The sequence below is a fragment of the Paenibacillus sp. FSL K6-4396 genome, assembly GCF_038002525.1.
GTDB lineage: Bacteria > Bacillota > Bacilli > Paenibacillales > Paenibacillaceae > Paenibacillus > Paenibacillus amylolyticus_B.
On sequence record NZ_JBBOCR010000001.1, the window covers coordinates 4,916,461 to 4,930,126 of the forward strand.

The window sequence follows — 13,666 nt, forward strand, 5'->3', positions numbered from 1 at the left end:
ACCTGCTTTCTATCACTAATTTCGTAAAATTCTCAAAAAAATTCATGTTTTACTTTATTCGTAAATACCGTTCCAATCTCTGTAATGCATTATATCATAGAACCCTACCTACTCGATGAAGTTCAGTTTTCCCCTTCAACAGGTAAAAAACCTGCTTTTGAGGGCAGGTCTGTTATTACCTTCATTTAAAAAGAATATTAATCTAGTTTCACTTAGGCATGAGCGCTCAATATTAGTCGGAATACAACACTCCGTCAAAGTTCTCAGGACCTACACGGATCGTACCGAGCAAGTTGGAACTGACAAATGCAGTGTACGTCAATTGAGGCGTGATAGGCGGATTGAAGTCATCTGCAGAGAACGTAATAATCTGAGGGGCAAGTATACTCAAGCTGAACGTAGACGTTGCGGAATAAATCACAGGATCCGTAGCCAAAGTTCCCCTAACAATTGTGATGGTTATACCAACAAGTGCCAAAGGAAGTTGCACAGACACCGTTCCTTTGAATTGTACCCGTGGGTTAGCTCCAATGCTGCCACCTGTGACTAGACCAATCTGGCCAAATAATTGTGGTGTGTTAATTACAAGGATTGGAATGGCGATAGAGTTAGCCAAACTCGCATTCTGCGAAGTTCTTGCATCAATAAATTGACTCATGAAATCTACCTCCTATGGGTTGGGATAAGGTAGTATATGCGAGATTTGAGATATGGCATGGACATACACTGACATTCGCAAAAAAAGGCATATTAGAAAGATACCATTTACAAGTTACCTTTTTGCTCTAGCACCTAATTGTAGACAGAAAAAAACCCTTGCTAGGCAAGGGTTTCAAGAGTATGGGCCCTACAGGACTCGAACCTGTGACCAATCGGTTATGAGCCGACCGCTCTAACCAACTGAGCTAAGGGCCCTAGACATAATGTATAACGTGCAGATGATGGCTGTAAATCATCCAAGTGAAACTAAATTGCGGGGGCAGGATTTGAACCTGCGGCCTTCGGGTTATGAGCCCGACGAGCTACCGGGCTGCTCCACCCCGCGTCAGTAAAAAATATTAAAACAGCGACTTAATTAATATACACTATCGTCACCCTATAAGTCAAGGGGTAATGTCAGGGAATAAAACGCACACCGTAACGTCCTTTACGTGATCGATAAACTTCCACTTCCGCTGGTTCATTATGACCGTAAATCCACCCATCCTGCTCCATACGTTTGGCCAGACATCCTGCCTGAAATTTGGTTGCATACAACTTGCTGAAATATACCCAGTGCATACCGCTCGTCCTTTCCGGAGTCGTCATTTATTCCTGCTTTTTGTAGAATACCCCATTTTCATAAAAATAGCCGCCAAAGATTAAAATCTTCAGCGACTATATCCTTAACTTATGATATGACTACTTCATCAAATCTCATTGAAACGTAGCTTTAGGATCTTTTTTCAATTTCTGCAGCATCTCGTTTCCTTTCGCTGCCCACTCACCAAGTGCTTCTTTTGGTGTCTTTTTGTTCTCAAGTACCTGATTGAAATATTCCATGCCTTTTTCATTGACTTGCCATAAGCCTGGGGATTTTTGATACATTTTATCCAGATTGGTATTGGTTGGCGGAATCGGCTTCAAAGAATAGAATGCTTGAATGTTGTAATCCAGGCCGTCTTTGGGCTTAATGAAGCTCTTCCGGGATACCATCTCATAGCTGCTACGCGCCTTGATTTTAGCCCAATCTTCACTGTTCATGTACTTGATCAGTTCCCACGCATCATCCGGGTTCTGAGCCGCACTATTGATCGCCATGAGATTGCTCAGGTAGATACTGCCTCCAATTTCAGGAGCTTCCGGGTGAACTGGAGGTGTTACCACATCCCAATCCACTTTCGTAAAGTCTTTCATTTTATCCGCATTTTTATTGGCATCAATTAATTGATTAATATAGCTGTAATCACCAATAGCCATGGCTGCCTTGCCACTCAGGAACAGGTCACCCTGTACTGGATCATAACGTCCACTCGGATTCTGATCCTGTGGTTCGTCGCCTTTAGGGATGACTTTGTCAATGGCAAGTTTGCTGATGGTGCTCCACACTTTCTCCCATTGAGGAGAATCTACGGTCATCTTCTCTGCTTTGTCATCAAACGTCTTCAGCTGCAACGCGCTGTAGTACTGCTGCATGGAGTAGTAAGGCGAACCACCCTGATATGTCGTGAAGGCGAAACCAAATACGTGATCTTTACCCTCACCTTTTGTAAGTCGGGTACCCAGATTGAAGATATCGTCCCAAGTCATATTGTCCGTTGGCGGTTCCACACCTGCTTTTTCAAACATGCCCTTGTTATAGAACAAAGCGGAAGATGAGAACGTTGGTGTCAATGCATAGATGCTCTGATCCCCCAGATCTTTGATACCCTCCAGCACACTAGGAACAATGTCAGTGGTATCAAACTTGTCTTCTTGCATTAATGGGTCCAGCTGTTTCACCAGATTCTCCTGAATTAATGATTTGACAGTAGCGGTATCCGCCACGATGACGTCAACCGGGTTATCGCCAGTCATAATCTTCTTCAGACTTTCCATCGTATCCGGAACTTCCGGCTGTTCTTCGGTGTTGCCATACCCGTACATGCTGCTCTGATCAACAGCAGCTACAATCTCAATGGTTACATTGGGATGGGTCAGCTCAAAAGCATCAGTAAACTGTTGACGGAAATAACTGTCGTCTTGTCCTCCCCACATTGTAGCCACACGTAATACACGTTGCTCTGTATCTTTCGCCTCACTTGCCGTACAGCCAGCAATCAGCGGCAATGCTAGCGTCGCAGTAGCCATGACAGCCAGCACACGTTTTCCCCACAACCTGTTCTTCATTTCCCAATTCCCCCTCATTAATTATCTTGGCGGTGTAATAACAATACGTTCACCGTCAAATTCCAATGTCGCCCGGTTATCAATGGATAAGGCCTCCAGATACTCTTTTGGTACCTGAAGTCGTCCTGCACGGTCTATAATGACAAATGCTTCATGGATGTCCGGCATACCCGCCTCGGACAAGTTATGCTCATCATCCAGATTCGGGTTGCGCTTCACAAACTCGGTACTGGTCAAGCCGTCCCGAATCGCAACGATCCGGTCTACCTTGCCAGCAAGCGTCAAGTCATGGGTAACGATGACAATCGTAACGCCGAGCTCCTTGTTCATTCTTCGGAAAATGCCCATGATTGTATCACATGTCTCGGAATCGACCGAACCGGTAGGTTCATCTGCAAGCAGAATTTTGGGACGATTGGATAAGGAGATCGCAATCGCTACCCGTTGTTGCTCTCCTCCTGACAATTGATGCAATTTGCTATGCATCCGATCCTTAAGGCCTACCCATTCAAGCAACTGTTTTGCATAAGCACGATCTCGCTTGCCTCCCAGAATCATGGGAGTCTCCACATTTTCCAGTGCAGTGAGATAAGGCAGCAAGTTACGACCGTTATTTTGCCAGATAAAACCTACCGTATGACGTTTGTATTCGACCAATTGGGCATCTGTCATCTTGAGCAAATCCCAGTCTCCCACAACGGCCGTACCAGCCGTAGGACGATCAAGCCCGCCCAGAATATTCAGCAGTGTGGATTTACCGCTACCGCTGTTACCGATGATGGCCATCATTTCACCTTGATTGACAGTCAGGTTGAGACCCTGAAGGGCAACGACTTCCACATCGCTGGATTTAAAAATTTTGACAAGTCCTTCGCATTGGATCACGTTTACCTCTCCTCTCCCATTTTGACTGCCTGGTGAACCCGCAATCTGCGAATCTGCCAGAGCAACATCGTTGCACCAATAACCAGCATCACTACGGTGACCCCATACAGTTGCAACATATCTTGCTGTTCAAACACAATCCGAAACGGAGGTACCTGAGCAGATACATTATCCGTCGTTTGCAGGAATGGCAGGAATAAACGACTGGATACCTGACCAATTCCAATACCTAGCAGGATCGATAGCCCCGCTGTGAACACCTGCTCCAGCAGCAGCATACCACTCAGTTGTGCCCGGGATAAACCCATGGCCCGTAATACACCAAACTGCACAACACGTCCGGACAGGTTGAAGAACCAGTACAGCACGTATCCGATCAACGAGATGATAACCGATACCAGGAATCCAAGGCTCAGTATTCCGAATACGCCACCTCTTGACGGATGTTTACCCTGAGATACCAATTCGGTACGTACGTCACGCACAGAAGATAACTCAATGCCTTCTGCTGCGAGTTTCTCCATTAATGGAGCCACTTTGGCATCCGGTTCCATTTTCAGCCATACCTCATAAGGAATCAAAGGCACCTGATCATAGATATAATCCAGATTCGCCACGAAGAATGGCATCTGATCCGGATATTGGGCTGGCCAGTAAGGAATGATCCCAAACACGACGAATTCAATCGCCTGTCCCTGTACACCCATGGAGACGAGGTCTCCAGTTTTCAACTTAAATTTGTCAGCAAATTTGGAAGAGATCAATACAGCCCCTTCATATTTACCAAGCAAGTCAAGGTACTTGTAGGGATGTGCCGGGAACAGATCATTGCGGAACCATGCCACTTGAGCAAAATCCACATTATCAATTCCGACCAGCATCCCCTGTCCGCCCGATTTACCAGAGACGATAATATTACCTTTGGTCTGCAGCACTCGTGCTGCATGTTCAACCCCGTCTAATCTGCGGAACACTTCGAATGGAGGTTCGGAGTAGATGACTTTGGATGGCTGCGAAGAACCGCCACCACCTGGAGCACCTCCACCGCCATTGCCTCCGCCGGAACCACCACCAGCAGAACCTCCTCCTCCATTGCCACCACCTTGTTGACCTCCACCAGAACCGCCATTCTGTCCAGAACCACCGGGTTTAACCTCAGGTGTTCCTTCCCACACCGTCTGCATAATCACATCAGAACCATAACGGTACAAGGTACGCTCAGTGGAATTCAGATCAATCGTCCGAGCAGCAGCCGAGTTGTACACCCCAAGTCCCAGTGTCAGTACAAGAAGGATCATCAACGGATAATAAGAAGATGATGAACGTGATAACTGCGTTAAAGTCAGATACAACGGGACCGGGAGAAATTTGCGACCGATCAGCTGGATGAGCTTTAAAATCCACGGGAACAAGCGCAGGAAGAATAGTCCGAGCGCAAAAATCGCGAGTGCCGGTACAAAGAACAGAAACGGCTGTACCTGCAGCTGATCGGTTGTCATTCCGGTCTGGAAGGTCAACATCTGACGTTCATAGAACAGGTAATATCCATATCCAGCCAGACCCAGTAACACAACGTCCAGGAACCAGCGTTGCCATACTGGAGCACGGTCTGTCCGTGCTTGCCGCCGTTTGGCAGATACAATGGTTGCCCGTGCATAGGTTATCGCAGGGATAAGTGATGCGATGATCGCAACAAGGACCGCTGCTACGCCCAGGAGAATAGCTTCTTTTGATACACCGATCGGAATAGACTTCCGATCTACGAACGAGAGAAAGCCACTTGCTGAACCGATACTCTTGGCCATAAACCAACCAAGCAACGGCCCAATAACCAGCGCAATAGCGCCCAGAAATATGCCTTCAAGCAGGTAGAGAGAGAAGATCTGCCGAGCTGAAGCTCCACGGCTGCGCAATACCGCAATATCACTCTCTTGCTTCTGTAATGACTGTCTGGCATTCATCGCAATAAAATAAAAGACCATCGCAATCATCGGTGCTGCCAAGGTAAACAACATCGTCTGCAGTTGCAGACTCTGACTGCGGAACTGCTTGAGCAGATCACCAAAGGTGATGTCCACTTTTGTATCTTTCAGCCGCTGGTACAGATCGATATCCAGCCTTTCCAGCATGGAAGTCAGACCTGATAACTGGCTGGTTTGAATTTCTTTCAGATCAAAGGCATAATACCAACGTGAATTTTGAAGTGGAATCCCTTTTTCCTTCAGTAAAACATCATTAAAAACCGATTCATCCACATAAAGTCCATTCATCATGCCGTCAAATCCTTGTACCCAGTAAGGGCTGTTCGGATCATCTGCCTTGAAGGAACCCGTAATCTTCACACGTAACGTGATATCAAGACCGCTATACACCGGATATTCCAGAATGTCACCGATATGCAGGTCGTTACGGTACATGCCCTCTTCCAACATGACTGCCTCGATCGTGTCATCTTTGACCTGGTTTCCAGGTTTCACCCCGGCAGAGTAATTCACCTGTGCATCCAGCCCACTCATCGTACCCAGACTCATACTGCGCGCCCTGCTGGCATCCACTTTGGTTGGATCTTCCGGGCTCACCTCTGTGCTGCGAATAGATCTTGAATTCACATACGTATGAAAAGGAAAACCAATATCGCGAGGGACATCCTCACGAATATAACGATCTACTTCATCCAGACCCCGTGTGTCTGTCTTCACGCCACCGGGTGCCTGATAACTCATAAGCAACGAACCGGCTGGCAACCCTTCACTGTTATCCTGCAGCGTTTGCGCGACGACCCGTTTCAACGCACCATCGGCATACATTGGAATACTGACGGTGAACGCTACCGCCACAATCAATCCGATCAGTGTGCTGAAGGTCATCCAGCGCGTGTTCCACATTTTGCGGAACAGCAGCCGAAGCAATGGCAGCCCCATTAGCGTCCCACTACTTTCTGGCCTACGGTCAGACCTTTCAGAATCTCGACATCTGTCGATGTCTGCTGACCAACTTCAACGTCCACTTCACGCTTGCTGCCATCACTCTCCACCACTTGCACATACGTTCTTGAACCGATGGAGCGTAAAGCGGATACAGGAATCACAATTGCGTTCTCGGTACGCTGCGTTACAATCGAGACCGATAGTGGTGTACCACGTTCGACGCCTTTTGGCATTTTCGCAAGTGTAACGATAACATACTTATCCAGCGTTTCCTTGGTTGGAGGCGTACCGCCTTCACCCGTCCCTTCGCCACTGCCGCTTCCCGATGCTTCCGCGATAGGCATAACTTTAATTTTGCCAGAGACTTTACCAGCTCCATTAATATCTACTTCTGCCTTCATACCCGCGGAGAACTTCTCCAGATCTTCCTTGGCAAAGGTAGCTGCCACAACCAGATTGGATGTATCCGCAATCGTAGCAATCGGATCATACGCTTTCACGGCTGCACCCTTCTCTACCTGCACAGCAATAACGGTACCGCCAAACGGAGCTGTCAACGTGGCTTTGCCCAGTTGTTCCTCCAGATCAGCGAGTTCCTGGCGCAGTTCTTCAAACGCAATCGTTGATTCTTCAAACTCCACCGGGTCCATCTCATCCTTCTTGCGAAGTGTTTCCTTCATTTGAACTTCGGATTTGCGAATAGCCAGTTTCTTGCCACGGATCTCCTTCTCCACACTCTCCACATCCAGGACAGCAAGAAGTTGACCCTTTTTCACTTTATCCCCTGGTTTAACATTTAACTCTTTGATATGCATGCCATCAAGCGTGAAGTACACCTTCTCTTCCCGCTGACTCATCATTTTTCCACTGCCACTTACTTTTTTCTCCAACGTTTCCGTCCGGACTTCATATTCCGGTTTCTTGGAGATCGTTGGTGGTGTAATAGGCGGAAGTACTTCTTCCTCTGTTTCTGACGGCAGCAATGAGCAGCCGGACATCGTTGCAAGCATTATCGCACCAAGTACAATAAGTGCTGCGCGTTTCCCCCTCTTCGGAGCGGCCCCTTTACTTGATAAATCTGCCGTCCGCCATTTCATAAACATGGTCCGCAACCTCCAAAATTGTAGGATCGTGTGTAGTCATACATATCGTTACTTGTTCTACTTCAATAATATTGCGGAATACGGCCATGACCTGAGCGCCCATCTTGGAATCCAGTTCCGCTGTAGGTTCATCCGCAAGCAATAATCTGGGTCTATGGGCAATCGCCTTGGCTATAGCCACCCGCTGTTGTTCTCCCCCGGACATCTCGAATGGCCGGTGCTTCACCCGTTTGGATAGTCCAACCAGATCCAGACAGTGACCAACCCTGTCCTTCCACTCCGCTCGCGGAACATCCGCCATTCGCAGCGACAGTTCTACATTTTCCCAAGCAGATAATAAGGGCATGAGTGCATATGCCTGAAAAATGAAACCGATCTCTTTGCGCCGCAAAGCGGTTCGCCGCCGGTCTCCCCAATCCTGAAGAGGCTGGCCAGAGAACAGAATGTCTCCACTTGAAGGCTGATCCAGTCCACCGAGCATATTCAGCAGTGTTGTTTTGCCTGAGCCCGATCGCCCCTTCAGCATGACTAGTTGTTGCGGATTCACTTCCATATCAATGCCTTTGAGCACATGGATAATGCGACTGCCTGTCTGGAAACTGCGATGCACGTTACGCACCTCCAGTACAGGTCCATCATATGGAGGCAACATATCCTTCTTTGGTTTGATCTTCTTCTGGGGTTCATCAACGGTGGTGACAGCCGTTGCAGCCACTTCATCCGAACCAATTCCACTTTCAGATAAAGATGCTTCACTTGTCGGGTGCGCTGGGTCACTTATGTATGTATTTTCCCCCGACTCCGTCGATGCTTCCAACGGTGTTTCCTCTTGTTGATGTTCATCGCCTGACTGGCTCTTGGCAGGTCTTTTTCTGAGAAATAAATTCTTCATGCCAGCAATCACGCTCATCCTTTCTTGATATCCCGATCATTTCTTCAAAAAACCTAAAATTAGAAATCTGTTCCAACCTACACTGAATTATAAACGACCGATCCCAACTAAAAGTTACAAGCTTTTTACAACGGTAGAGAGAAAAAGTTAATATTTTGATGAACAAACGAAAAAAGCACCCCAAAGTGCGGGATGCCTCTTGCATATTCGATGCTTTTGCCGCTATGACGGCAATCATTACAATTTTGATACCGTTCATTCATGAACATTTTTTCGAGGTATCAATGATATTATTTACCAAATGAAGAAGGATCTTCACGCCAGGATTTTAGCAATTCAAAATCGCTTTCCTGAATCGTTCCCTGAGCCAAAGCCACATCCATCAGCGCGGTGTAATTAGATAGCGTCTGAAGTGGAATTCCAGCATCTTCAAATGCTTTAACACCTTTATCAAGCTGGTAGCTGAAAATGGCAAGCACAGCCAACGGTGTTGCACCTGCAACGCGTACAGCTTCGGCTGCTTTGATCGAACTTCCACCTGTAGAGATCAGATCTTCGATGACAACCACTTTCTGTCCTTCGGTAATCAGACCTTCAATCAAGTTCTCCTTGCCGTGTCCTTTCGCTTTATCACGAATGTAGGCCATCGGCAGATCCAGCTTCTGAGCCACCCAGGCAGCATGCGGGATACCCGCAGTTGCCGTACCTGCAATGACTGCTGCATCCGGGTATTGGTTACGAATGATCGTTGCAAAGGCTTCAGCGATATCGTTGCGAATCTCGGGATAGGACATCGTTAAGCGGTTATCGCAGTATATTGGTGATTTGATGCCGGATGTCCATGTAAATGGCTGCTGCGGACGTAACGCCACGGCTTTAATTTTCAACAGTTGGGAAGCAATATGATTCGGAATCTCATTCAGTTCGATCATGCGTTCAACATCTCCTTCAAAATGGTTTCTGCCGCTTCACGAGGATTGGGAGCGCCTGTAATGGGTCTGCCTACAACAATGTAATGACTTCCTCTGGCGATGGCTTCACCCGGCGTCAAGACTCGTGTCTGATCTCCCAGACCACTACCCGCTGGACGAATTCCTGGTGTAACGGTGTGAAAAGCACTGCCACACGCTGCCCGAATTGCAGGCACTTCCAGTGGAGAAGCAACAACCCCATCCAGTCCGGCCTCTTGGGCCAATCCTGCATAACGGACCACAGCAGCTTCCACACTTCCCGGGATGCCAATCTCGTTATTCATCGTTTCCAGACTTGTACTGGTGAGTTGGGTGACTGCAATGATCTCGGGCTTGCTAAGGGAAGGATCGGCAGCGATTGCTGCCTCAGCACCTTCACGTGCAGCACGCATCATGATCGTTCCACCCGCGGCATGCACATTAAACATGTCTACCCCAAGACGTGTGATACTCTCAGCACCGCCACGAACGGTGTTGGGAATGTCATGCATTTTCACATCCAGAAAAACGGAATAACCTTTGGATTTCAGCTCCCGAATGAAGTCCGGTCCTGCTGCGTAGAACAGCTGCATACCCACTTTCAGATAACAGGGAATGCCTTCAAGAGCTTGTACCAATGCTTTCGCTTCTTCCGCTCCAGGATAATCGAGTGCCACCATCAGACGGCCAGCCATTTCATTGAAACTCGCTTGATTCATCACCAGCGCTCCCCTCCACTTGCTCATTTTTTCCGTTTTTGCCCGATATAAAGGACATCCCGCCAGCCCGCAGGCTGACTGATGTCCTTCATCAGTGAATATTTATTTTATAAAGGCAGGCATTGCTTCAGAAGAGAAGTTGATCGTTTGCAGCATGATCAGCAGCGCACGAATCGTATCCAATGAAGTCATACATACAATGCCGTTTTCTACCGCTTCACGACGGATACGGAATCCATCACGTTGCGGTGTTTTGCCTTTGGTGAGTGTGTTGAAGACAAAGTTTGCTTCGCCGCTACGGATCATATCCAGAATGTTCGGCGAACCTTCACTTAATTTGTTCACAGTCGTTACCGGAATGTTCGCTGCTTCAAGCGCAGCTGCTGTTCCGCCGGTAGCCATGATTTTGTAACCCAGTCTGTAGAAACCTTCGAGCAAAGGAACCGCTTCGTCCTTGTCTTTGTCTGCTACAGTCACAACAATCGCTCCGGTTGCCGGAATTTTCATTCCTGCGCCGATGAGACCTTTGAACAACGCTTTAGCGTAATTCGGGTCACGGCCCATAACCTCACCTGTAGACTTCATCTCAGGTCCGAGGGTTGGCTCTACACGACGCAGCTTCGCGAAGGAGAAGACCGGAACTTTAACAGATACATGATCCGATTCAGGCCACAGCCCGTCAACATAACCAAGATCTTTTAGTTTCACACCCAGAATGGCTTGAGTTGCCAAGTTTGCCATCGGAATGTTGGTTACTTTGCTCAGGAATGGTACGGTACGGGATGAACGCGGGTTCACCTCGATAATGTACACTTGGCCATCATGGATAACAAACTGGATGTTGACCAAACCTACCGTTTTCAGTTCTTTCGCAATTTTGATTGTAATCTCTACAATTTTCTCTTTCAAATCCTGGGACAGGTGTTGAGGAGGATATACCGCGATGGAGTCACCCGAGTGAACCCCTGCACGCTCGATATGTTCCATGATTCCCGGGATCAATACCGTTTCACCATCACAGATGGCGTCAACCTCAACTTCTTTACCCATCATGTAACGGTCGATCAGGACCGGATGCTCCGGATTGATTTTAACTGCCTGTTCCATGTATGTCAGCAATTCAGCATCGGAGTATACAATCTCCATCGCACGACCGCCGAGTACATAGGAAGGACGAACCAGTACCGGGTAGCCCAGACTTTGAGCCGTTTCTACCGCATCATCAACGGAAATGACCGTTTTACCTTTTGGCTGTGCAATCTCCAGACGGGAGAGCAGACGTTCGAATTTCTTGCGATCCTCCGCCTCATCGATGCTTTCCAGATCCGTTCCGAGAATGGTTACACCTGCATTACGCAGTGGCGCTGCCAGGTTGATGGCCGTTTGACCACCGAACTGTACGATAACCCCTACTGGTTTCTCCTGTTCAATCACGTTCATGACATCTTCGAAGAAGAGCGGTTCAAAGTACAGGCGATCCGATGTATTAAAGTCCGTAGACACCGTCTCCGGGTTATTGTTGATAATGACTGCTTCATAGCCTGCTTTTTGCAAAGCCCATACTGCGTGTACAGTAGAGTAGTCAAACTCGATCCCTTGACCGATCCGGATTGGTCCTGAACCCAGTACCACAACTTTTTTCTTGTCGGAAGGGATCACTTCGTTCTCTGTCTCGTATGTTGAGTAGTAATATGGCGTTGTTGCTTCAAACTCAGCTGCACATGTATCTACCATTTTGTACACCGGGCGCAGGTTCTCTGCTTCCCGACGAGTTCTAACTTCCGCTTCAGTTGTTAATGTGCCTCCTGGTTGACCTTGCGCACGCAGTTCAGCAATGGCACGGTCTGTGAATCCAAGGCGTTTCGCTTGATACAGAATATCGGAAGACAATTCGGATTCTTCGCGAATGCGATCTTCGAATGCGATCAGACCTTCGATTTTGTCCAGGAACCACCAGTCAATCTTGGTCAGATCCTGCAGTTGTTGCAACGTATACCCTCTGCGGAATGCTTCGGCAATCAGGAAGATACGCTCATCATCTGCTTTGATCAGACGCTCGTTCAGCGTAGCTTCATCCAGCGTTTCGGCATCCTTCAGGTAGAGGCGGTGTACGCCAATCTCCAGGGAACGCACTGCTTTGTGAATCGACTCTTCAAATGTCCGGCCAATAGCCATCACTTCGCCTGTTGCTTTCATCTGAGTTCCCAGTTTACGGTTCGCCGAGATGAACTTGTCGAACGGCCAGCGTGGGATTTTGCTCACAATATAATCCAGTGTAGGCTCGAAGCAAGCATACGTTTGGCCTGTTACCGGGTTCACGATTTCGTCCAGTGTGTAACCCATGGCAATTTTGGCAGCCATTTTCGCAATCGGATAACCCGTTGCTTTGGAAGCCAGAGCCGATGAACGGCTTACCCGTGGGTTAACTTCGATAACATAGTATTGGAAGCTGTGTGGGTCCAGTGCAAACTGTACGTTACATCCACCCTCGATGTTCAGGGCACGGATGATTTTCAGTGAAGCTGAACGCAGCATTTGATATTCACGGTCCGACAAAGTTTGGCTTGGTGCTACAACGATACTGTCGCCTGTATGAACACCTACCGGGTCAAAGTTTTCCATGTTGCAGACAACGATACAGTTATCGTTTTTGTCCCGCATAACTTCATACTCGACTTCTTTCATGCCTGCAATGCTCTTCTCGACCAGACATTGCCCAATTGGGCTATAACGAATTCCCGCTGCCACAGTTTCGCGCAGCTCTTCTTCGTTCGCACAGATTCCGCCACCTGTTCCGCCCAGTGTATAGGCTGGACGCACGATGATTGGATAACCAATCTCATTTGCAAATTCAAGTGATTCTTCAAGTGTCGTTACAATCACACTCTCAGGTACAGGCTGTTCAAGTTCACGCATCAGGTCACGGAACAGATCACGATCTTCCGCTTTCTCGATGGATGTCAGCTGCGTTCCGAGCAATTTTACATTTTCACGTTCCAACACGCCTGCACGTGCCAGTTCCACAGCCATGTTCAGACCTGTCTGACCACCCAGTGTTGGCAACAAGCCGTCTGGACGCTCCTGACGAATGATTTGGGTTACAAAATCCAGTGTGATTGGCTCAATGTAGACTTTGTCAGCCATGTTGGTATCCGTCATAATGGTCGCCGGGTTGCTGTTGATAAGTACAACTTCCACGCCTTCTTCTTTCAGAGCCTGGCAAGCTTGTGTACCGGCATAGTCGAACTCGGCCGCTTGACCGATGACGATTGGACCGGAACCAATCACCAGGATTTTTTTGAGATCTTTGTTAATCGGCATG

General features: G+C 47.9%; 10 protein-coding genes and 2 tRNA genes. All 12 read right to left on the minus strand.

From position 1 onward, the window contains the following. Nucleotides 1–232 precede the first annotated feature (232 nt). Entirely contained in the window at nt 233–658 is a 426-nt protein-coding gene (locus tag MHB85_RS21665; protein WP_091014129.1) for a hypothetical protein, read from the minus strand. Between the two features lie 183 nt (nt 659–841). Continuing rightward, a tRNA-Ile gene (locus MHB85_RS21670) sits at nt 842–915 on the minus strand. 56 nt (nt 916–971) lie between these two features. Further along, nucleotides 972–1,045: transfer RNA gene (locus tag MHB85_RS21675), tRNA-Met, on the minus strand. Nucleotides 1,046–1,116: 71 nt separating this feature from the next. Beyond that, the gene (locus MHB85_RS21680) at nt 1,117–1,308 is read right to left on the minus strand and encodes a hypothetical protein (RefSeq protein ID WP_047843730.1); all 192 of its coding nucleotides are present in this window, start codon (nt 1,306–1,308) and stop codon (nt 1,117–1,119) included. Nucleotides 1,309–1,416: 108 nt separating this feature from the next. Continuing rightward, nucleotides 1,417–2,868 (minus strand): ABC transporter substrate-binding protein, encoded by a 1,452-nt coding sequence (locus tag MHB85_RS21685; RefSeq protein WP_091014127.1) that lies wholly within the window; start codon nt 2,866–2,868, stop codon nt 1,417–1,419. Between the two features lie 21 nt (nt 2,869–2,889). Then, complete coding sequence (locus tag MHB85_RS21690; RefSeq protein WP_341073694.1) at nt 2,890–3,753, minus strand: ABC transporter ATP-binding protein; 864 nt, start codon at nt 3,751–3,753, stop codon at nt 2,890–2,892. Between the two features lie 2 nt (nt 3,754–3,755). Further along, on the minus strand, nt 3,756–6,674 hold the full coding sequence (locus MHB85_RS21695; RefSeq protein WP_091014125.1) for an ABC transporter permease: 2,919 nt from the start codon (nt 6,672–6,674) through the stop codon (nt 3,756–3,758). After that, nucleotides 6,674–7,783 carry an efflux RND transporter periplasmic adaptor subunit gene (locus tag MHB85_RS21700; protein WP_192134151.1) on the minus strand — a complete coding sequence of 370 codons (1,110 nt, stop codon included), beginning with the start codon at nt 7,781–7,783 and terminating at the stop codon, nt 6,674–6,676. Before MHB85_RS21700 ends, MHB85_RS21695 begins: the two co-directional genes overlap by 1 nt. Beyond that, nucleotides 7,746–8,675, minus strand: a complete 930-nt coding sequence (locus tag MHB85_RS21705) for an ABC transporter ATP-binding protein (protein WP_223199737.1) — start codon at nt 8,673–8,675, stop codon at nt 7,746–7,748. The genes MHB85_RS21700 and MHB85_RS21705 overlap by 38 nt, the downstream gene beginning before the upstream one ends. Nucleotides 8,676–8,965: 290 nt before the next feature. Further along, nucleotides 8,966–9,607 carry an orotate phosphoribosyltransferase gene (gene pyrE, locus MHB85_RS21710; protein WP_192134155.1) on the minus strand — a complete coding sequence of 214 codons (642 nt, stop codon included), beginning with the start codon at nt 9,605–9,607 and terminating at the stop codon, nt 8,966–8,968. Beyond that, nucleotides 9,604–10,344 carry an orotidine-5'-phosphate decarboxylase gene (gene pyrF / locus MHB85_RS21715; RefSeq protein WP_274599281.1) on the minus strand — a complete coding sequence of 247 codons (741 nt, stop codon included), beginning with the start codon at nt 10,342–10,344 and terminating at the stop codon, nt 9,604–9,606. Before pyrF ends, pyrE begins: the two co-directional genes overlap by 4 nt. Nucleotides 10,345–10,446: 102 nt before the next feature. Further along, nucleotides 10,447–13,665 carry a carbamoyl-phosphate synthase large subunit gene (gene carB, locus MHB85_RS21720; RefSeq protein WP_149846739.1) on the minus strand — a complete coding sequence of 1,073 codons (3,219 nt, stop codon included), beginning with the start codon at nt 13,663–13,665 and terminating at the stop codon, nt 10,447–10,449. Nucleotide 13,666 lies beyond the last annotated feature (1 nt).

What these genes read in the sequence shown, in the direction of transcription:
- MHB85_RS21665 (WP_091014129.1), bottom strand. Translation starts at nt 658, where the DNA reads ATGAGTCAATTTATTGATGCAAGAACTTCGCAGAATGCGAGTTTGGCT.
- MHB85_RS21680 (WP_047843730.1), bottom strand. Translation starts at nt 1,308, where the DNA reads ATGACGACTCCGGAAAGGACGAGCGGTATGCACTGGGTATATTTCAGC.
- MHB85_RS21685 (WP_091014127.1), bottom strand. Translation starts at nt 2,868, where the DNA reads ATGAAGAACAGGTTGTGGGGAAAACGTGTGCTGGCTGTCATGGCTACT.
- MHB85_RS21695 (WP_091014125.1), bottom strand. Translation starts at nt 6,674, where the DNA reads ATGGGGCTGCCATTGCTTCGGCTGCTGTTCCGCAAAATGTGGAACACG.
- MHB85_RS21700 (WP_192134151.1), bottom strand. Translation starts at nt 7,783, where the DNA reads ATGTTTATGAAATGGCGGACGGCAGATTTATCAAGTAAAGGGGCCGCT.
- MHB85_RS21705 (WP_223199737.1), bottom strand. Translation starts at nt 8,675, where the DNA reads ATGAAGAATTTATTTCTCAGAAAAAGACCTGCCAAGAGCCAGTCAGGC.
- pyrE (WP_192134155.1), bottom strand. Translation starts at nt 9,607, where the DNA reads ATGATCGAACTGAATGAGATTCCGAATCATATTGCTTCCCAACTGTTG.
- pyrF (WP_274599281.1), bottom strand. Translation starts at nt 10,344, where the DNA reads ATGAATCAAGCGAGTTTCAATGAAATGGCTGGCCGTCTGATGGTGGCA.
- carB (WP_149846739.1), bottom strand. Translation starts at nt 13,665, where the DNA reads ATGCCGATTAACAAAGATCTCAAAAAAATCCTGGTGATTGGTTCCGGT.